Raw genomic sequence first — 20554 nt, forward strand, 5'->3', positions numbered from 1 at the left:
CCCTATCATCCCCTAAATATCGCCAGGACAAAGAAAAAAGATGTCTTCCGGAGCAGCAGGTGCTGCCTTGGAAAGACACCTCAAACCGGGTCATCAGGGGCCGGGTTCTCATAAAGATCCGTGGTCCCCCTGCTCACGGATTCATAATCCGGCATGATCCTGTCCGCTCCCTGCACCGATCGATCATTACACGGCAAAGCCCGCCATCTCAGAGACGGCGGGCTGCTTGCGCTGCCGGAGGGCTCCCGATTACCGGATCAATACCGGGGCCATGGCCACGGACTCGGCCAATAGATCGGATCGCGGTCATACAGGGACACAATCATTCTCGGACGCTCCCCGAGTTCAGCGCCGCCCGGGCTCGACAGTTCCACGGCAAAATACTCGTAGTATTCTTTGATCCCGTCGTCGAGCAGGGACACGGTCAGCGTCTTCGAAGCTTCGCCCGCTGCGAACTCCAGCGTACCGGACGCGGCACGGTAATCGCGGCCGTCCAAAGCGGTGTGGTCCTTCGTCGCGTACTGGACGCTCGCCGCTTCATTCGTGCTGCCCGTGCGCGTGACGGTCAGCGTCACCGTACCGTCCTCCTCATAAGCGCTCTTGGTATACGCGCTGAACTCGATCCGGCTGGAAGGGTCGTTATCCTGAATCGTCACGTCGCTGCGGACGAGGGAGCCCAGCACCCCTCCGTTCGACGCCGATGTCAGCAGGACGGCGAACTGTTCGTTTCCTTCATGCACCGCATCTTCATAGACAGGCGCCTCAATCCACTTTTCCGTCTCCCCATCGCCAAAATAAAGCTGTCCGCCGGTGCCTCCGAAGTCGGCTCCTTCGGCCGCCGTACCGCTCTCTATGCGGTAATCGACCGCAACCTCCCCGTCAGCGCCGCCATGGCGGAGCACCCGGATCGGCGCTGTACCGCTTCCTTCGTCGACGGTGTAAGCGGCCGACTCCAGCTGGAACTCGCCCGGCTGGTCAGGTACATAAGGATCGTTATCGGCGATGGTGACCTCCGCCGTGCCCGATTCGATGGACGTTTCGCCGCTGGCCCCAAACAGCGAGACGGAGAACGACTCGTTCTCCTCGTGCTCGCTGTCGTCGAGGATCGGAACCTGGAGCACGGCCAGACGCTCGCCCGGCGCGAAGTTCAGGGTGCCGCTGAACGCCGAATAATCCTGGTCTTCGCCCGCAGAGCCGCCGGATGCCGCATACTGGACCGAGATGTTGTCCGCCGCGCCGCCCGAGCGGACCACCTGCAGCCCCACATAGCCTTCGGATTCTCCAACCGTATAAGAAACGGGATCGAACGAAAGCACGCTCGGCGGATCCGGAATCCAGCTGTCGTTGTCGGCAATGGATACAGCGGCCGAAGAATAGGTGCCGAGCTCGGCACCGGCTGTCGGATTCGACAGCAGCACGGAGAACGATTCGTCCCCTTCCGTCTCGCCGTCGTCGTAGATGGCGACATCGACCGTCTTCACCGTCTCGCCGTCCGCGAAGACAAGGGTGCCGGAGCCCGGACCATAGTCGCTCTCCGCATAGGCCGAACTGTCTGCCGTCGTGTAATCAACGGACGCCTCCCCGCTTGCGCCGCCCTCTCTGCGGACGGTCAATGTAACGATGCCGGCATCTTCCCCAGCCGTATAATAGTCGCTCTCGAACGTAAATTGCCCTGCCGGCGATTCGGCATGAGAAACAGAGCTTCCGCCGTAAGGAATGAGCATCGCGGATGCCAGCAGCATTACGCCGAGCTTGCGGCGCAGGGACTGCGGCTGCAGAACCTTCAATTCTTTCATCATCATTTCCTCCGTTCACTTCACAGCTTGGCTTGGCACTTCCCTTGGCTCAGGATAGCGGCCAGAGAAAACATACCATGAGAGTGAAGGACCGGATAAGTATCCATAAGTATACATTTTGGCGGAGCGCAGGAAGCTCGGGCTGAGATCCCCTGGCGAAGCCGCAGAATCCGGGGATCATCCAACGGGGGCGGACCGGACGCTCCTGTCTCATGGCTGTCCGCTGTACGGGAACCCGTTCCCGAGCGGCATCCGTACTCATGAAGTCCATGCCGGCGCGGCCGGTCCACTGCCCTGCCAGCCCAGTACAAGACTCTCTTTCAGCGCGCTCCCTTCGGGCCGGAACAACCCGGTCCGCACCCATTTGACAAATGTTGAAGCTTGATTATAATAAAGATCAGACAAGGTCAAAGTCAAATAAGATCAAAGTCTAAAATAGTCAAACCGTTTGCCTGCGGAACGCCGCTCTTCGGCGTCGTCCGTACCGATATTTGGATATAAAAATAACTTTACATTATTGGAGGTAGAAGCCATGCGCTGTCAACATTGCCATACGCAAGAAGCCGCCGTATCCCTGCATCTTCAGGTCAACACCCAAGTGGAGAAGCTCCAGCTGTGCAGAGACTGCTATGCCAAGCTCGGCAGCGGAATCCCCTTCCCTGCGGGGGCCGGGTCCTTCCCGCACATGCCATCCTTGGACGATCTGTTCAAAGGTCTTATGCAGCCTCCGAAGGGGCAGGAGCCGCACCAAGCCGTCCGGACCGCCGGCAAACGCGGCGGCATCCTCGACGGAATCGGCCGGAATCTGAACGACGCGGCCAAAGCCGGCCTGATCGACACCGTGATCGGACGCGACGAAGAGATCGACCGCGTCATTGAGATCCTGAACCGCCGCACGAAGAACAACCCGGTGCTGATCGGCGAGCCGGGCGTCGGGAAGACGGCCATTGCCGAAGGGCTGGCCCTGCGTATCACCGAAGGCAAGGTTCCTTCCAAGCTGCTCGGCAAGGAAGTGTATTCCCTGGACGTAGCCTCCCTGACGGCGGGCACGGGGATTCGCGGCCAGTTCGAGGAGAAGCTGAAAGGGCTGATATCCGAGCTGCAGCAGCGCCAGAACGTCATCCTGTTCATTGACGAAATTCACACGCTGGTCGGGGCGGGTTCCGCCGAAGGCTCGATGGACGCCGGGAACATCCTGAAGCCGGCCCTGGCCCGCGGCGAGCTGCAGGTCGTCGGCGCCACGACGCTGAAGGAGTACCGCCGCATCGAGAAGGATGCCGCACTGGAGCGCCGCTTCCAGCCGGTCACGGTCGACGAGCCGACAGTGGAGGAGGCCGTGGAGATCCTGAAGGGACTGCGACCGAAGTATGAAGAATACCACCAGGTGACCTACTCGGATGAGGCGATCCGTGCCTGCGTGCTCCTCTCCCACCGCTACATCCAGGACCGCTTCCTGCCGGACAAAGCGATCGACCTGCTCGACGAAGCGGGCGCCAAGCTGAATCTGCAGGGCGCAGGCGGCGGGGAAGCTGCGATCCGCACCCGGCTCTCCGGCATCCAGGAAGAGAAGCGCCAGGCGACGCTGGCCGAGGACTACGAGCGCGCCGCACGGCTGCGTGACGAAGAGGCGAACCTGCTTCAGCAGATGGACGAGCAGCGGCCGCAGGCGGCATCGGAAGTCCGCGTCGAGCACATCCAGGCCATCGTGGAACGGAAGACCGGCATCCCGGTCGGCAAGCTGCAGCAGGACGAAGCGGCCAAGCTGAAGGACCTCGCCCGGCATCTCGAAGCGAAGGTCATCGGGCAGCCGGAGGCCGTGCGCCAGGTGGCCCGGGCCGTCCGCCGCAGCCGCGCGGGACTGGCGCCGAAGAACAAGCCGATCGCCTCCTTCCTGTTCGTCGGCCCAACCGGCGTCGGCAAGACCGAGCTGTCGAAGTCGCTCGCCGAAGAGCTGTTCGGACGCGCGGATGCGATGATCCGTCTGGACATGAGCGAATACATGGAGAAGCACTCCGTATCCAAGCTCATCGGCTCGCCTCCGGGCTATGTCGGCCATGAAGAAGCCGGGCAGCTGACCGAACGCGTACGCCGCAATCCGTACAGCATTATCCTGCTCGACGAGATCGAGAAGGCGCACCCGGACGTGCAGCACATGTTCCTGCAGGTGCTCGAAGACGGGCGCCTGACCGACAGCCAGGGACGCACGGTCAGCTTCAAGGATACGGTCATCATCATGACATCCAATGCCGGAGTGACCGACAGGAAGAAAATCACCGTAGGCTTCTCCGCCGAAGAGAGCACGCAGACCGGCTCGCTGCCGGAATCGCTCGGCTCCTACTTCCGTCCGGAGTTCCTGAACCGCTTTGATGCGATCATTCCGTTCGCCTCCCTGCAGGAGACGGATCTCATCCGCATCGTCGACAAGATGCTCGCGGAAGTCACGAGCACGCTGCAGGAGCAGAACATCACCCTTCACGTGACGGACGAAGCGAAGCGCAAGCTTGCCGAGCTCGGCTATCATCCGTCCTTCGGGGCGCGTCCGCTCCGCCGGGTGATCCAGCAGCACATCGAAGACGGCATCACGGATCTCATCCTCGAGCAGGAGCAGGTGCAAGAGATCCGGGTCGAGGTCCGGGAGAACGGGATCTCCGTTCAGGCACTGCCATCGTAAGCATGCAGCGCTTGTCATGAGGATTCCTGAATCATCAGCACATTCATATCCTTTAGTAAAAATGGGCGGCCGCTTGGCTGCCCTTTTGATCGTTTCCTGAGGGAAAAGGGGTTATTTTCCTGCGTCCAGCTGCCGATAGTAAGCTAAGAGGCTGAGACACTGCAACATCCCGATAGCAGCCGAGATCCAGTCAAGAAAGGTGTGGACCATGAGAAAGTCAACCCAAAAGAGCATTCTCGCCGTACTCGGCACCACTTTACTTGCCGGCGCCGTCGGATGCAGCCATCCGGCCGGCCGGAACGCGCAGCAGACAGAGCATCCGGAAGACGTCACGCTGAAATTTATATGGTGGGGCTCCGAAAGCCGGAAAGAAAGCACACTGAAAGTGATCGAGCTTTACCGGAAGGAACATCCTCATATTCATTTTGAAACCGAATCCCTTGCGAATACCGGGGCGGTCGCGACTCAGTTGGCGGTACAAACCTCCGGCCAGACTACCGCGGACATCATCCAGGCGGATTATAATTTCATCTATGATTATATTAACCGCGATCTCATCGAGCCCTTGAATGCGTTTACGGAGGACGGCACCCTGAATCTGTCGGATATGGATAAGTCTTATCTGCTTCCCGGTACGAAGGACGATCAGTTATATGCCATGCCTATAGGGAACAATTCGACGATGCTGATCTATGACCCGCAGTTATTGACAAGCGCTGGGGTTCCCGTACCCCAAGAAGAATACACGATCGACGAGCTTTATCAAACCCTGAAGCTCTTGAAGCAAAAGATCGGCAGGCCGGACTTTTATCCCCTCGGGAACATGATTGATGTCTTCTATTACCTCAGAGCCCGTGGAGCCTCCATGTACAACAAAGAAGGCACCGCCCTGGGTTATCAGGATGACCGGCTGATGGCCGATTTTTTCGCCTTGAACAAGCAGTGGCGGGATGAAGGGCTGCTCGGAGGGTCGTCTGCGGTTGCCGGTAATGATAAGAATCATCCGATCGTCTCCGGCCATGCCGCTTTTTATTCCGTGGCGACCAACGCCGTCTCCTCCTTAAGCAAACTCGCAGGCCGTCCCTTAAAGCTCCTCCCTTATCCTGAAGTCCCGGGAGGACAAACAGGCCATTTTATCAAGCCGTCCATGTTCCTGGCTCTGTCGTCCTATTCCAAGCATAAAAAAGAAGCGGCCGCGTTCATGAACTTCTTCCTGAACAGCGAAGCGGCGAATGATATCCTGAAAGGAGAGCGAGGCGTTCCTGTGTCGGGCAAAATTGCTGCGAGACTGTCCGCGAATCTCGATGAAGCCGGCAAAGAGCAGTACCGGATTCTCGATTACCTGAAAACACGCTCCAAGCCGATCGATGCCCCTTACCCCTCCAGTCACGTGGTGGTCAGCAAGGCTTATGAACTGGCCTTGAAGCAGGTCACCGATGGGAAATTGACTCCGGAGCAGGCCGCCAAGCAGTACGGCGAGCAGGCCAAGGTCTACCTGGGCGGAGCCAAGGAGGGTGCCGGCAAATGAAGAAATCCAAGGGATTCACGATTCAAAGAAAGCTGTACGGAGGGTTCGGACTGGTCCTCTTCCTGCTCGCCGTCATGTCGACGATCAGCTATGTGTATCTGGTCAAAGTGAATGACTCTTATACCGAATTGATCAAGCACCAGTCGAAAACCCTTCAGCTCATCAAGGATCTGAACATTGCCGTCGAGAGCGAAAGCTCCCATCTGAACAAGTACCTGATCACCGGAGATCCCAAGCAGGTGGATGCTTTTCAACAATCGCAGAGCCGCTTTGCAGCTGCTCTGACCCAGCTGAAGACCTTGATCACAGACCGGGACGATAAGCAGATCCTGGCGGGCCTTGACCTGCTGCAGGGTCAATTCAGCTCCGCCGCCATGCAGATGATCGATGCCAAAAAACAGGATAACACCAAAGCGTTCGTTGACATCTCCGTCGCTCAGGGTCCGGTGCTGGATGCCTTTACGACCTCGGCCAACCGGTTCGTCGAGCGAAAGCAGGCAGCCTTGGATGTGCAAGCATCCGCTACCTTCGAGGAGGTCGAACGGACCAAAAGCCTGGTCATTCTTCTGACGGTTATCACCTTATTGGCAGGTGCGGCAGCCACTGTAACGATCAGCCGAATGATCTCCATTCCGATCATCAAGCTGCAAGCCATGGCCTCCAAGATCGCGCACGGCGATCTCCGGGAAACGAACGTAGTCGTAAAGAACAGCGACGAGATCGGAGATCTGGCCAAAGCATTCAACCTGATGGCGGGCAATCTCAGGAGCCTGATTCAAGAGGTCGGCACCAATGCCGAACAAGTGGCGGCTTCCTCCGAGCAGCTTACCGCAAGTGCGGAACAAACCGGACAGGCCACCGAGCATGTCGCCCATATCACCGAGAGCCTGGCGGAAGGAACCGAAAAGCAGGTCGGTACGATCACGGAGAGCGTATCGCTTGTGCATAAGATGGATGTCGAAGCAAAGAACATCGCTTCACGCGCTTCCCTTGTCACTGCCGCCGTCCAGCAGGCATCGCAGGTTGCGGCGGAGGGCGGAACAGCCGTTCAGTCGGCCATTCACCAGATGTCCTCAGTGCAAAGCAATGTGGGTGAGATCACTCAAGTCGTTACCTCCCTCGGCCATAAAACGGATGAGATCGGGCAGATCATCGCCATCATCACCGATATCGCGGCCCAGACCAATCTCTTGTCGCTGAATGCCGCCATTGAAGCGGCGCGTGCCGGCGAGAGCGGAAAAGGGTTTGCGGTGGTAGCGGGTGAAGTACGCAAGCTGGCCGACCAGACGGCCAGGTCCGGCAAACAGGTGTCCGACGTGATTCTTGCCATTCAAGCCGAAACGAAACGGGCGATCGAGAAGGTCATCCAGGGGGAAAAAGAAGTACTGGAGGGCATCGGAGCCGTTCATAAGGCCGGCGAATCCTTCCGTCATATCGAATCTTCCATCCATGAGGTGAACGGTCAGATCAAGGAGGTCTCCGACTCTTCCGCCGGGATGTCCCTCGAAACGAAGCATCTTGTGGCTGCCTTTGAGGAAATCAACCGGGTAACGCAGGAGGCCGCCAAAGGAACCCACAGCGTCTCCGCCTCGGCCCAGGAGCAGCTCGCAAGTGTAGAAGAAATCACCGGCTCCTCCAGGGAATTGGCACGCCTTGCCCAGAAACTGCAGGAGAGCATTGAGAAATTCTCCTTCTAAAATTAGGACCAGCGATTCATTTTTTGACCATTGGAAGGAATTAACTCGGCAGGGGCGAACTAAGACGTTCTTTGGAATCCATCTCTACTTTACAACCCACTCAGGAGGCATCCATGAACAAGTCGACCGCAATTCTATTCGCCGCTGCAATTCTAACTACAGGTTCCCTGAGCAGTCCGCTAACCCCCGCCCCGCTGCTTCCCGCTGCCGAGGCGGGGGCCGCGGACCATTCCTTCATCGAAGAGGTGGAAGCGAGATATAAGGCGCTGGAGTCGAAATACAGAGGCCTGTACGATGCAGACTACAAGCAGGCGCACGAGGCCTATGACGCCTTTTACGACAGCATCCATAACGACCAGCACAGGCTGAACCGTGCGGGGGAAGACGACCTCGCTTATTTGACCGGCTTGCTCGAAGACGACCTAAAGGGCTTGAAGGAGCGCTACAGCGGCTCCTCCGCCCGCGACGCGCTGAACGAATACCAGCGGCAGAGCAATCCGAATTCCTCCTCGGGCGCGCTGTGGGAATACGCCGCAGCGCTGAACGAGAACTACTCTTCGAGCACCCACTGGGAATTCGCCACGGCCATAAATGAGAATTACAGCTCCTCCCTCATGTGGAATTATCATAAGGAGATCAATGAGAACTATTCCGGGAGCCTCATGTGGGAGTACAGCAGCGAGACGAATCCGAACTACTCCGGCAGCACCATGTGGGAGCTGCATAACGAGTCGAACGCGAACTACTCCGGCAGCGTCATGAACCAGTACAAGCTCGGGAATCTGTCGCGGCAGCAGGCCGAAGCCCGGATGAATGAACTGCTGGTTCAGGGAGAAAAAGATCTGGAAGCGATCCGCGGCGCGGCACTCGCCGGACTGTCCCGCACGCAGCAGGAAACGGTGCAGAAGCTGACGGCGCTGAGGGATTCCACAGTCAGCCGGATTCTGAAGCAGCGTGCGCAGTCGCTGGAAGAAATCATGGCGGTCCGCAAGCGCCATTTCGGCGGGGAAATCGCGGTCAAGCCGCTCGCATTCGGCTTTGGCATCCAGGTCGTCATCGACGGGGAGCCGCAGACCTACGAGCAGCCGCCGGTCAACAAGGACGGCAGTATCCTGGTGCCGATGCGGGCGATCTTCGAGCGGCTCGGCGCCGTGCTCACCTGGAACGCGCAGGAGCGCTCCGTCACGGCCGTAAAGAAGGAGACGACGGTCTACCTCAAGCTGGACAGCACGGAGCCGACAGTGAACGGCACGGTGAAGCCGCTCGAGGTGCCCGCACAGCTTGTGAACTCGAACACGATGGTGCCGGTGCGGTTCATCAGCGAGGCGCTCGGCGCCGAAGTGAGCTGGGATGGAGCCGCCCAGACCGTATATATCCAAACGAAATAAGGGGGTAGGCTCGAAGGAATCGATAGTCCAGTGATGACAAGGACCCGCAGCTTTACAGCTGACGGGTCCTTGTCATGTCAGGATACGGCTGCGGTTGTGACCGCCTCCCTCTCCCCGCTTCCCGTCCGCCAGCGCCCGGCGGCCCAGCGGCGGCGCATCAGCAGGGCGCGGGTCCACTCGTCAAGAATAAAGGCGGCATAGACGCCGATGATCCCGAGGTCGAACACCGTGATACAGAGCCAGGATACCGGCACGCGGATGCCGATCATGAAGAGCACGCCGAGCTTGGCCGGATAGGCCGGGTCGCCCGCCGCTTTCAGCACATGCTGATAGATCATGCACAGGCTGTGAGCGGGCTGGAACAGCAGCATGAGCCAGAGCACCCGGGTGCCTTCGCGGATGACGGCCGGGTCCTCCGTGAAGAGGCCGAGCAGGGGCTCTGCGGCGAAGGCAGCTCCCGCAGCGGCGGCCGCACAGAGGCCCATCGACCAGCGGATGCTCCGGCGGCATTCGTCCTCCGCCTCGGCCATCCGTCTGCCTCCGACCAGTCGGCTTACGATAATCTGGGTGCCGACCGCGATCGAAGTCGCAAGCAGAGAGACGATCCCCAGCACGCTGTCCGCATAGACCCGGGTCGTCAGCGCCGCGATGCCGATCGAGACAATGAACGAAGTGATGATGAGCTGTGAGACATAATAGGCCATATATTCGATGGTGGACGGAATCCCGATCCGCAGCAGCCTCCGGGCGCAGGCCCCCGCTTCACGGAGGAAGGAAGAGGGCTTCAGCCGCGGACGAAGCGTTCTCTTCGCCACGTACAGGATGGCGGTCATCGCCAGCAGCCGGGAGACAACCGTCGACCAGGCTACGCCTTCGAGCCCCAGCTGGGGCAGACCAAACGGCCCGTAGAGCACCAGCGCATTGCCGAGCACATGCACAGCGTTCATGCCGATCGAGATCCACATGACTTCACGGGTCAGCCCATAGCTGCGCAGCACCGCGGAGCCCGTCAGCATCACCACTTCCAGGAAAAGGAAGCTGCCGACGATGCGCAGATACGTTCCGGCCTCGCCCATCATCTCGTCAGGTGTTCCGAGTAGCGTAAGGAAGAAGGCGGCGCCGCCGCCGAGGGCCAGGCTGATCCCGAGCCCCAGCACCGAATTCATCGCTGCGGCCGTGCAGGCCGCCTGCACCGCCTTTTGCCGCTGCCCGCCCCCCAAATCCTGCGATACCACGATCGTCGTTCCCGCGGCCACAAAGCCGAAGAGCATGATAAAGAACTGCAGCAGCTGATTGGCGATCCCCACAGAGGCCACGGCCCGCTCGCTGTAATGGCTCAGCATGAGAATATCGAGATTGCCCATAAGCAGATGCAGCAGCATCTCCACCAGGATTGGCCAGGTGATCCGGGCCAGGCTCAGCTCCGGGGTCCCCGTACTCGTCGTTTGGTTCAACTTTTGGTTTATCGATTCTTCCGTCATACTCTCTTGGTCCCCCTTCGGATCGAATGTCCTCAGGGTATCACCGAAAAGTGCCAAACCCCGTCACCTTTCCATGCTACAATGATTTCATCATCCACCTGGAGGGACCCGCCCGATGAACAAAGCCCAGCGCCTGCTTCACATCCTGATGACGATGCAGGCCCACCGCAAATTCAACCTGAAGGAGCTGACCGAGGAATTCGGAGTCTCGAAGCGGACGATCCTGCGCGACCTGCAGGAGTTAAGCGAGCTCGGCGTACCGCTGTACTCGGAGCTCGGTGTCCACGGGGGGTACCAGCTGCTCCGAGACCGGATGCTTCCGCCGATTCACTTCTCGGACAAGGAGGCGGTCGCCCTGTTCCTGGTGGCCGAATCGCTGAAGGGCTACCCGATGCTGCCCTTCGAGGCCGAGGTGGAGTCCGCGCTGAAGAAGTTCTACCATTACTCCCCCCCGTCGACGAAGGAGAAGATCGAAAAACTCCGCTCGCATGTACTCTTTCATGTGCAGGAGCGGGGCCTCGATACACCGTATTTGACCTCGCTGCTGGAGGCTTCGCTCGAGGGGCGCATCGTCACGATCACGTATGAGGCGGAAAAAGGCACTTCCGAGCGCGACATCCAGCCCATCGGCGTCTACACGGCCAGCGGCCTGTGGTACTGCCCCGCCTACTGCTTCCGCTCCAGGGAACCCCGGCTGTTCCGCGCCGACCGCATCACCGCCCTGAAGATTGTGGAGGATCAGTCACGCCGGATCGATCCCCCGGGCTATGATCTGCGGGACTGGTTCACCGGCCGCCCCAGCGGGGAGACGGCCGAGCTTGTGATTCACCTGACCCGTGCCGGCGCAGTCCGTGCCAAGAGCGATCCGCTGCTGGCTGAAGGGCTGACGGTCCATGCGGATGGGAGAGGCTGTGTGCGGCGCGCAGCCGCCATCTCCGACCTGTCGTGCCTCGCCGACACGCTGCTTGGATATGGAGCCAAGGCGGAGGTCGAAGCGCCGGCCCTGCTCCGGGAGATGCTGCTCCAGCGGGTCAACGAGATCCGTGAGCTGTATGCGGGTGCGGGCGGCTGACCTTTGAGGCTCACGCCGACACCTCTGCCCCGCAAGCCGGACGGACAAGGCGGCCATGCCGGGCGCCTTACCCCTTCTCGAGCAGCTGGCCGAGAGGCCTCAGCACCGCAGAGATCCATTGAGTGGGGCCCGGCGTCCTGGGCGCCGCCAGCACGATCAGGGAGCAGGCACAGACGGCGGCATACAAGCCCAGGAGCAGCAGGTTCTCCCGCCGAGAGACCCCTCTGCCCCGCTTCCACTCCGAGAAGGCCAGACCCCCATAGAGAAGCATGATCAAGATTGCATTCAGGACGGTCACGGATTCATCACCTCCGCCGGTTTGACCGCCGTGCTTCCGCCTATAGCGCCGCTTCGCTCGATGGTTCCCTGGGCCTGAATCATGACCTGCAGCTTGGGAAAGAGCTTGTCCCACTGCCCTTTCATCTGCCGCCACTGCTGAGGATATTGGCGGCTGATGGCGTCGGCGAAGCCGAAGATGTCCGCGTTCCATTTATTCTGCGCGGTCTGAATGCTTCGGCGGATCCGCTGGTCGAGCGCCGCATTCAGCTGGCTCTCCAGCTGCCTGTTGATCTTCGGATCCATGGGATTCATTCCAGAGGTATTCTGCAGCATATAGGTTTCGGCCTTCACAACAACTGTCATGACCACCTCACCGCTGCGGAGCTCCGGAACAAGCCTCGCGTGATTTTTCCAGGATCGGACCGATACCGTCCCGCCTCTCTCGCCTCCGGCCGGGAAGCTGAGCACGGCCGAATTCATTTCGTTGCGGACCCACAGCACGCCCCGCGCAAGGGTGTCGTCCATGGTGCCGACCATCTTCCCCTTCTTGATCACGGCCAGTCCGCGGATATAATGGATCCCCCCCTCCTTGCTTTTCCCGCTGTTACCGGAAGGCTCCCGTTCCAGCAGGGGGACGGCGAGGCTGTCCGACTGCCCGCTGAGCTGAACTTCCATATCCTTCACCGTCATGCTGAGTCCCGTCCGGATCGCGGCCATCTCACGCACGACTTCGGCGGACGAGCGTTCGAGCGGCGACTGCGTTTTGAGCATCTCCTTGCCTTTGCCTCTGCTGATAAAGACATAAGCCCGCTTCCTGGACTGCGGGGCGCGTGCAAGAAAGTCGACATGGTCCGTAATCCCGTCCCGGGCCGCCTCTTCCCCAATCACGTACACCTCGTTATGGCCGAGAAAAAGAAACCGGGGAACCTGCTCCTGCAGCTTGCTCAATGCTTCCCCGATCGATTTGCCTACCGCCGAGCGGACCAGTGTAGCACCTCCCGCATGTTGGCCGGACTGCATCTCCCCGCCTCCTCCTCCGCCTCCACCGCCCCCGGACGAACGGGGAATGAAGATCTGGACCGACACCTCGACGGCGCGGTCTCCTGCCTTATCAATCGACATGGCCATGGTGAAAGCCATGTCGTTCACTTCGGTACGGTCCCAGCAGCCTGCAAGCCCCAGCAGCAGACCTACTAGTGCCAGCCCCCTCGCCCGCTTCATGGCTGCAGCTCCTGTCCGCCTCGACCCCGCCGGCCATGAAAAACGGCTGCCGCCGCCCATAACAGAAGGGGAAGAACCAGCCGGACCAGCAGACCGTACATCGGAACGATGCTGCCGAGGAAGCCGGCAAGCTCCTGCTGGTTCGGCGCGGCCCAGACCGCGAAGACGAGCGTCAGAAAGCCGAGGGGGACCACCAGCTGCCGGAAACCCGACAGCCGTAGCCACTCCGCCGCACCCAGGCAGACCACATAATGGATCATCGTGATCTTAATGAACATGACCGAGATCCAAACCGCGAGAATAAGGGCTTCCAAGTGCTGCAGGAAACCCGCCAGGCTGATGTATTCGGCGGCGCTCATCAGGGGGTACATCTGGCGGGAGACCGTGTTCCCGAAGAGCATCAGCGACCAGATGCCGGTCAGCACCAGGGTAGCCAGCACGCCGAGGAAAGCATACAGGGACGAGCGGCGGATCACCTTCTCCGGATCGGAGACATAGGGCAGCAGGAAGGCCATGAGAAACAGCTCGCTGTACCAGCTCTGTGCCGGTATGGAGCCCATCAGCGAAGGCTTCAGTCCGCGTTCCATAATAGGCGGCACCAGCTTCGGATCGAGATCCGGAATCAGGAGCAGAAGCACGATCAGGAGGAGCACCACGACGACCGGAACGAACATTTGGGATGCCCGTCCGATGCTCTCGATTCCACCGGAAGCAGCGTACATGCAGACGAGCATCATGCATCCCATCACGAACAGCAGCGGAGTCCTCGGAAGAACGGTCCCCACAATGAATTCCCCGTACTGCCTCAAATTCAAGCTGTTGATATGCAGGTAGAAAAATAAAAGAACGCTGCCGAGCAGCCGGCCTCCCCACCGTCCGAGAAGGACGGAACTGTATCCGATGACCGTCCGCTTCGGGAAATACCGGTGAAGAGCCATCGACAGCCAGATGACAAGCAGCCCGGCAAAGGCGGCCCACACGGGCGAGAGGTACAAGTCCCTCTCCGCGTGCTTGGCCATAATGGCGGGAGCCTGCAGGATCACCGTAGCCAGTACGGTGGAATACAGCAGCAGTGATAATTGCTGAGCGGAGATGCGCCCTTGGTCCAACATGCCTCGCGGTCAGCTCCTTCCCCCTCGTGGATTGCTCTGGCGTACCGGATTCCGGGATTGCTTCAGCTGCGGACGGGTCTCCATCTTCCTCTCGGGCGCCCGCAGGAGAACATCCTTCCACGACTTCCTGTGCTGGGGGGCCAGGGGGCTGAGGTACGGCTCCCTGAAAGAGCGCAGCTGGCATAAGTGAATGACGATGATGATGACACCCAGCGTCAGCCCCACCAATCCCTGAATTCCGGAGAGGAGCATCAAGGGAAAGCGCAGAATCCGGTAGACGATGCTGGTCTGGTACTGGGGGATCATGAACGATGCGATGCCGGTGATCGCCACAACCATGACCATCGGCGAGGAGACGAGGCCTGACGCAGTCGCCGCCTGGCCGATGACAAGCGCTCCGACGATGCTGACGGCGGCGCCCACCTGCTTGGGCAGGCGGATGCCCGCTTCCCGCAGGCCTTCGAACATGACTTCCATCAGGAAGGCCTCCACGACCGCCGGAAACGGAATGTCCTCCCGCGACTTGGCAATGGTCAGCAGCAGCGTGGTCGGAACCATCTCCTGATGGTAGGTGAGAATGGCCACATAGAAGGACGGAGCGAACAGCGCGATAAAGGAGAACATGTACCGGATCCACCGGATCAGCGTGGCGCTGACCGAGCGCTGGTAATAATCCTCGGGCGACTGCAGCAGAGAAAAGAGCGTGACGGGGGCGATCAGGGCAAACGGCGTGCCTTCCATCAGGAGGACGATCCGCCCCTCCAGAAGCGCGCCGGCACACACGTCGGGCCGTTCGGTGCTCCTTAGCTGCGGGAACGGCGAAGAAGGCTGATCTTCCATCAGCTCTTCGATATAGGCGCTCTCCAGAATGCCGTCGAGCTTGATGCGCCCGATTCTCTCGGCCGCTTCGCGGACGAGACCGGGTGCTGCAATCCCTTCGATATACACCAGCGCGAGTTCCGTCCGGGTATACTCGCCGACCGTGAAGAAGTTCATCTTGAGCTTGGGGCTGCGAATCTTCCTCCTCAGCATCACCGTATTGGACGCCAGATCCTCGGTGAAGCCCTCCCTCGGTCCGCGCACGACCGACTCGGCGGCCGGCTCCTCGATCGAGCGCTTGTCCCATTTGGGCAGCGCGAGCGAGAATGCCGCCGCCTGCCCCTCAAGCAGCAGCGCCGGGCTGCCGCTCAGAATCCGATGGGCCAAATCATCGAAGCCAAGCACCTCGCCCGCCGAAGCTACGGGCAAGGACTGCTTCAGCCAATCCGCCGGCCGGGCCGCAGCTTCCCGGTCCAGGCGGACCTGCTGCAGGGCGCCCACCACCTGTTCCTGAAGGGCCGCGATGTCGGACAACCCGGGCACAAAGACCAGGGTCGCCCGCTCCCCGCTCCCCAGCGCGATCTCGCTGAACAGGACATCGTCGCAATCACCGAACATGCCCTGCAGCCGTTGGATGTTCTCCCCGTAATCGGGGCCGAACCGGTCCTCTGCCGCTCGAGGGACCGGAGGGGCCTCCGCATGCCCAGTGCGTGGCGGATCGCTCATGTTCCACTCTCCTTTTGCTTTCGGCTGCAGGGTTTCTATGTACAGGCTATCCTAAACAGGCAATATTATGCAGCAGACGGAGAGGGGGTTGACATGAGTTCTCTTCAGCGGAAGGTTCTGGGGTATACGGCATATGGGATGGGGCAGTCTAATAGCAAGGGAGGGAACAACCGGACATGGAACTGTGGGTTCACTTACTCGTCTCGATCCTCGTCTTCAATGTTGCGGCTTACTTGATTCCCAAGAAGCTGACCCTGCTCGAACATTACACGACCATCCTGTTCTCTCTGCTCCTTGCGCTGGTCACCGACGTAACGCTGAACCTGAATTTTGATCTCTACGGCTATTTCGACGTGGGCGTCGACCGCATCGGTTATCTTGCCATTTACGGGATCTACCCGGCGATCAACGTGCTGTTCCTGAACCTCTTTCCTTACGACCGCAGCCTGGCCGCCAAGAGCCTGTATATTGCCGGCTGGTGGCTCTTTGCCGTTGTTTATGAATACACAACGCTCGAGGCAGGCTGGTTTTATTACAACGGCTGGAAGCTGGAATACTCCACGGTGACATATCCGTTCCTGTATATGCTGCTCCTCTGGAATTTGAACTGGATCCGCCGGATGAATGACAACAAGGGAGGATCCCCGGCACGCTGACCGGGAGATTCTCCCTTGTTTGACCTCGTTCCTTTCCTGATAACCGACCTCTCTGCCGATCCGATCCGTCCGTCGGCCGGCGTCTCAGCGGGAACTGCCCCTTGCCCCCGGCTGCTGGCTGAGCAGCTGGGCATACAGGGCTTCATATACGAGACAGCCCTTCTCCAGGGCTTCCTCATCACTGCCGCTGATGAGCCGCAGCCCTTCGCAGATGGCATCCAGGCCGGCGGCGGCGGGCTCTAGCACGATCTCCTGCAGCGTATCGGCTTCATCCACGATCCGGGCTATTCTCAGCAGCACCGGGTCTCTCAGCTCAAACGACTGCACGAGGGCATGAAAGCTGCAGTGCCCCCGGTGATGGGTGAACCGCACCCCGGGAATATCGAAGCCCTCCGCCCCTTCCGGAAGCTCGGTCGATCCCGCCTCAATGAAGAGGAACTCGGCCTCCGGGTCGATGAAGCGGCGGATCAGCCAGGCACAGCCCATCCGGTCCACACCGATTCCTTTCCATGTCACCCATCTCACTCTTCCTTCTCCCCTTTCCTGGCATTCAACAGCTCCTCCCGGATGCGCGGTCCCCAGGCGGAGCCGAAATAATCCTGCTGCTGCACCTGCAGATAAGCACGGGACGCGGCGGCATAATCCGCCTTCGGCTCCTTCAGCCCTGCCAGGACAGCCTGATAGGCCTCGTCCGCCTGGCTCTCGAACTGCCGGACGAGCGCCTCCTCCTGCCCGGGCAGCAGCGTATCCGCCTGCCACACCTGCACTTCCCCGCCAAGCTCCTTGATCTCGGCCGCAAGCCACTGGAAGTGCTCCCGCGTCCTGGGTGTGGCGGGCAGAATCCAGACGGCGTCATGCCAGAGGAGCGCGCCCAGCTTCTTGAGCTTCCGCCAGACATAGACGCGGCTTGAAGTCGGCTTCGGCGGTACTTTGTAGACCAGCAGCAGCCATGGCTGCATAGGCTCCCCCTCCCTTCGGCTAGTGAGTCAGCGGATAGACGATCAGCCCGAGCACGGCCGCGCCGAGGACGATCACAGGCTCGGACGCCTTCTTGACCTTCCAGAGCAGCAGCAGGGTCACCAGGGCGAACAGCAGCGTCGGCAGGTCCACGATGGACCGCTTGCCGAGGACGAAGACCGCGCCGGCAATCGCGCCGCAAGCGGCGGCCGTCACCCCGGTGACGAAGTGAGCGATCCCCGGACGCCGGCCGTACTTCTTGAAGAACGGCGCCGGCACGATCGTCAGCAGGTAGGCCGGCAGGAACGTGGCCAGCGCGGCGACCGCCGCTCCGGAGAAGCCGGCGACCAGGAATCCGATGAACCCGGTCGTGATGACGACGGGTCCCGGCGTGATCATCGCCACGGCGACGGCGTCGACGAACTGGCTGTCGGTCAGCCAGCCGTGCTCTTTGACCACGCCGGAGAAGAGGAACGGCACGATGGCGATGCCGCTGCCGAAGACGAAGGCGCCGGCCTTCGCGAAGAAGAGCAGCAGCTCCCACAGCGTACTGGAGCCGGCAGCGGTGACCGCGCCGCTCGCCGCATGGGTGAGCGTGTCGGCTGGAAGCGCGAAGAAGGACGCCTGTACCCTGCCCGGGCGCTTCGCCGACTTCAGCAGCCAGTAGAGCACGCCCGCGCCGAGGATCAGCAGCACGTCTTCGGTCTCCGTCCAGGCGGTGTACAGGGCCACGACGGCGAAGATGCCCCAGAGAACCCTGTCCCTGCCGACGGTCTTGGCCGTTAATTTGTACGCGCTGAACGCGATGATGCCGATGACACTGGAGCCTACGGCATAGAACACGGCCTGCATCCAGGAGATTCCGCCGTAGAGCTGATAGGCCCAGCCGAGGGCCACGACCATCAGGAACGAAGGCAGCACGAAAGCAATGCCGGCCAGGGTCGAGCCGATCACGCCGTAATGCACGTACCCGAGATAAAATCCGAGCTGGGCGGCTAGCGGGCCCGGGGCCAGCTGGGACAAGGCCAGACCGTCCTTGTAATCCTCCTCGGAGATCCATCGGCGGCGTTCGACCAGGTCCCGGAACATATACCCCACGAGAGCGACCGGACCGCCGAAGCCTACCGTGCCGAGCTTCAGGAAGTACAGGACGAGCTGCCAGAGCGTGTAAGGGGCCGGCTCCGGCCGGACAGCCGTTGGGGCAAGCTGCGGTTCAGACATTCTCATCCTCCTATTCGTAATGTAACCATGGTTACATTTTAGGAGATGTCTTCCTTTCCCGCAATCCTTTTTTATCTTTGTTCTGCCCAAAACAAAAAACACCCCAACAAACGGAGGGTGCTAAAAGGGAGAACCATGCCGAACGGATCGGAACCCGCTGAATAACTTCTGGAAATCCGAGGAAGCCTAGACTTAACAAGCTCATGACGACAGCCATTCCCTTCGAAAACATAACCCGGTCTGTCCGAAACTAAGGAGGTTCCCACCGCCATGCAGTTTGATGTATCGACCGTGAACCGAGTCGCCAAGGAAATCGAGGAATCCGGCAAGCGGATCCAGGCCGCTGTCAACTCGCCGAATGAACTTGAGGCCGAGCTCCAGAAGCTTCAGAGCTCCATGGACAGCCTCCAGTCGCTGACGCAGGCCGGTGCTGCAGGCGCCAATGCCAACACGGCGCAGAATGCGCCGAACCAGAACCAGAGCTGAATCCGAACTTGAGCTGAAGCCCCATTGGCCGCACACTACAAATGAAAACCCCGCTCCGTTATTCCGGAAGCGGGGGATTTGGTGTCTTCGCCGCGAGCGGGAACCTGATCGTCACCCGGGTGCCGACATGGACCTTGCTTTCATACGACAGGCTCCCGCCTAACGTCTCGATCGTCCGCAGCGCGATGGAGGTGCCGAGGCCCGTCCCTCTGTCCTTGGTGGAGTAATAGGGCGTCCCGAGACGCTTCAGCTGCGCTTCGTTCATGCCCGCTCCGGTATCCGCGATATGGATGCGGGCCTCTCCCCCCTCACGCTTCAGCTGCAGCGAGACTTGTCCTCCGCTGGCGGTCGCCTCCACCGCATTCTTCATCAGATTCACGATCGCCTGCTGCAGCAGGCTTTTGTCCGTCGTCAGCACAATCCCTTCTTCAATGTCAGCCGTAACCATCACGCCGGCTTTGAGCCCGAGCGGCGTCAGAAGGACGGCGGTATGGTCCAGCATACGGGAGAGATCCAGGCTCTCCAGCTTTTTCAGTTCGGGACGGGCGAAGCTCAGGAAGTCGTTCAGGATCGATTCAGCCCGGTTCAGCTCCTCCAGAATGAGCGGCACATAGTTCGGCGCATCCTCCGCCCTTCTCTGCGAAAGCTGCATGAAGCCTTTGACGACCGTCAGCGGGTTGCGCACTTCGTGGACAATCGAGGCGGCGAGATCGCTGAGCGTATTGAGCTTCTCCGCCCGCCGGATCTTCTCTTTCATCTGCCGGTGCTCGAGCATCGTTTCATTGAGCTTGGCGCCGATCCAGGCGGCGACGATATAGATGAAGCCGAACATTACGATATTGGATAAGGGAAGCAGGGCGAGCGATTCCTTGACAGGCTGGATGGAGAGGTGAATCACGAGCATCAGCAGAGACACGAGCATGGGCCACAGGGAGATCAGCACGACGATGTTGACCCGCTTGCGGGAAGAGAGCCCCAGAAAGGAACGGCTCATCAGATACAGGAACCCGCCGGAGAGCAGGCAGTTCACATAACCGAACAGCAGCTGGTCCCCGCCGATCACCGTCCTCATAAGCAGGATGGCTCCCATCGTGATGAAGCCGGGCCCCTGCCCTGCATACAGGAACGCGATCACCATCGGAATATTCCGCAGATCCCAGTAGAAGCCGAGATAATAGAACGGAAAAGCCATGCAGACGAGCGAGCTGATGCCAAGCAGCACACCGTAAAGATAAGGTGAGCGGGACGCTCGCAGGTGATCCTGATAGAATCCGTATCCGAGGATCGGAGCCAGGATCATCAGAAGATGAAGGAGTAGTTTTTCGGTTAGCACTGGCATCCCCTTGTGACAAAATGTACTTTCACTGTAAACCATCCCGTTAGGAAAGTCTATGAGATCCTGGTCCACGCGAGCTGCGCTGGCGTGATATCCATTCTTATTTTT

The 20554-nt window shown here is 60.1% G+C and carries 17 protein-coding genes; 7 read left to right on the plus strand and 10 right to left on the minus strand.

Features of this window, described 5'->3' with window-relative positions; translation table 11 throughout:
* Nucleotides 1-257: 257 nt before the first annotated feature.
* Nucleotides 258-1802, minus strand: coding sequence for a Calx-beta domain-containing protein (locus tag PM3016_RS22160; RefSeq protein ID WP_238540284.1), 1545 nt, complete (start codon nt 1800-1802; stop codon nt 258-260).
* A gap of 526 nt (nt 1803-2328) precedes the next feature.
* Here PM3016_RS22160 and PM3016_RS22165 point away from each other — a divergent pair.
* From PM3016_RS22165 to PM3016_RS22180, 4 genes are all read left to right on the plus strand, one after another.
* Nucleotides 2329-4467, plus strand: a complete 2139-nt coding sequence (locus PM3016_RS22165; RefSeq protein WP_014371011.1) for an ATP-dependent Clp protease ATP-binding subunit — start codon at nt 2329-2331, stop codon at nt 4465-4467.
* A gap of 208 nt (nt 4468-4675) precedes the next feature.
* Complete coding sequence (locus tag PM3016_RS22170) at nt 4676-5995, plus strand: ABC transporter substrate-binding protein (RefSeq protein WP_014371012.1); 1320 nt, start codon at nt 4676-4678, stop codon at nt 5993-5995.
* Complete coding sequence (locus PM3016_RS22175) at nt 5992-7692, plus strand: methyl-accepting chemotaxis protein (RefSeq protein WP_014371013.1); 1701 nt, start codon at nt 5992-5994, stop codon at nt 7690-7692. Before PM3016_RS22170 ends, PM3016_RS22175 begins: the two co-directional genes overlap by 4 nt.
* Nucleotides 7693-7805: 113 nt before the next feature.
* Nucleotides 7806-9080, plus strand: a complete 1275-nt coding sequence (locus PM3016_RS22180) for a copper amine oxidase N-terminal domain-containing protein (protein WP_014371014.1) — start codon at nt 7806-7808, stop codon at nt 9078-9080.
* Nucleotides 9081-9157: 77 nt separating this feature from the next.
* Here PM3016_RS22180 and PM3016_RS22185 read toward each other — a convergent pair whose 3' ends face one another.
* Nucleotides 9158-10561, minus strand: coding sequence for an MATE family efflux transporter (locus tag PM3016_RS22185; RefSeq protein ID WP_014371015.1), 1404 nt, complete (start codon nt 10559-10561; stop codon nt 9158-9160).
* A 115-nt stretch (nt 10562-10676) separates the two neighbouring features.
* Between PM3016_RS22185 and PM3016_RS22190 the strand changes: the two genes are divergently transcribed.
* Nucleotides 10677-11633: a helix-turn-helix transcriptional regulator gene (locus PM3016_RS22190; RefSeq protein WP_013918788.1), complete on the plus strand. Its 957-nt coding sequence runs from the start codon at nt 10677-10679 to the stop codon at nt 11631-11633.
* 67 nt (nt 11634-11700) lie between these two features.
* Here the strand turns inward: PM3016_RS22190 and PM3016_RS22195 are convergent, their stop codons facing one another.
* Genes PM3016_RS22195 through PM3016_RS22210 form a run of 4 tightly spaced genes read right to left on the minus strand, consistent with a single transcriptional unit; the run spans nt 11701 to nt 15790 of the window.
* A complete protein-coding gene (locus tag PM3016_RS22195; protein ID WP_014371016.1) occupies nt 11701-11931 on the minus strand; it encodes a hypothetical protein in 231 nt (76 codons plus the stop codon).
* Nucleotides 11928-13133, minus strand: a complete 1206-nt coding sequence (locus PM3016_RS22200; RefSeq protein ID WP_014371017.1) for a Ger(x)C family spore germination protein — start codon at nt 13131-13133, stop codon at nt 11928-11930. Before PM3016_RS22200 ends, PM3016_RS22195 begins: the two co-directional genes overlap by 4 nt.
* A complete protein-coding gene (locus PM3016_RS22205) occupies nt 13130-14245 on the minus strand; it encodes a GerAB/ArcD/ProY family transporter (protein WP_013918791.1) in 1116 nt (371 codons plus the stop codon). Before PM3016_RS22205 ends, PM3016_RS22200 begins: the two co-directional genes overlap by 4 nt.
* A gap of 9 nt (nt 14246-14254) precedes the next feature.
* The gene (locus PM3016_RS22210) at nt 14255-15790 is read right to left on the minus strand and encodes a spore germination protein (protein ID WP_014371018.1); all 1536 of its coding nucleotides are present in this window, start codon (nt 15788-15790) and stop codon (nt 14255-14257) included.
* 176 nt (nt 15791-15966) lie between these two features.
* Here PM3016_RS22210 and PM3016_RS22215 point away from each other — a divergent pair, with 176 nt between their 5' ends.
* Complete coding sequence (locus tag PM3016_RS22215; RefSeq protein WP_014371019.1) at nt 15967-16446, plus strand: CBO0543 family protein; 480 nt, start codon at nt 15967-15969, stop codon at nt 16444-16446.
* A gap of 84 nt (nt 16447-16530) precedes the next feature.
* On the opposite strand, the gene PM3016_RS22220 is transcribed toward PM3016_RS22215, so the two are convergent.
* Genes PM3016_RS22220 through PM3016_RS22230 form a run of 3 tightly spaced genes read right to left on the minus strand, consistent with a single transcriptional unit; the run spans nt 16531 to nt 18624 of the window.
* The gene (locus tag PM3016_RS22220; protein ID WP_013918795.1) at nt 16531-16962 is read right to left on the minus strand and encodes a chromate resistance protein ChrB domain-containing protein; all 432 of its coding nucleotides are present in this window, start codon (nt 16960-16962) and stop codon (nt 16531-16533) included.
* Nucleotides 16963-16967: 5 nt separating this feature from the next.
* Complete coding sequence (locus PM3016_RS22225) at nt 16968-17405, minus strand: Chromate resistance protein ChrB (RefSeq protein WP_013918796.1); 438 nt, start codon at nt 17403-17405, stop codon at nt 16968-16970.
* A gap of 19 nt (nt 17406-17424) precedes the next feature.
* Nucleotides 17425-18624 carry a chromate transporter gene (locus PM3016_RS22230; protein WP_014371021.1) on the minus strand — a complete coding sequence of 400 codons (1200 nt, stop codon included), beginning with the start codon at nt 18622-18624 and terminating at the stop codon, nt 17425-17427.
* A gap of 270 nt (nt 18625-18894) precedes the next feature.
* Between PM3016_RS22230 and PM3016_RS22235 the strand changes: the two genes are divergently transcribed.
* Entirely contained in the window at nt 18895-19110 is a 216-nt protein-coding gene (locus PM3016_RS22235) for a hypothetical protein (protein WP_013918798.1), read from the plus strand.
* A gap of 58 nt (nt 19111-19168) precedes the next feature.
* On the opposite strand, the gene PM3016_RS22240 is transcribed toward PM3016_RS22235, so the two are convergent.
* The gene (locus tag PM3016_RS22240; RefSeq protein WP_420798948.1) at nt 19169-20449 is read right to left on the minus strand and encodes an ATP-binding protein; all 1281 of its coding nucleotides are present in this window, start codon (nt 20447-20449) and stop codon (nt 19169-19171) included.
* Nucleotides 20450-20554 lie beyond the last annotated feature (105 nt).

The organism is Paenibacillus mucilaginosus 3016 (genome assembly GCF_000250655.1).
Taxonomy (GTDB): domain Bacteria; phylum Bacillota; class Bacilli; order Paenibacillales; family NBRC-103111; genus Paenibacillus_G; species Paenibacillus_G mucilaginosus.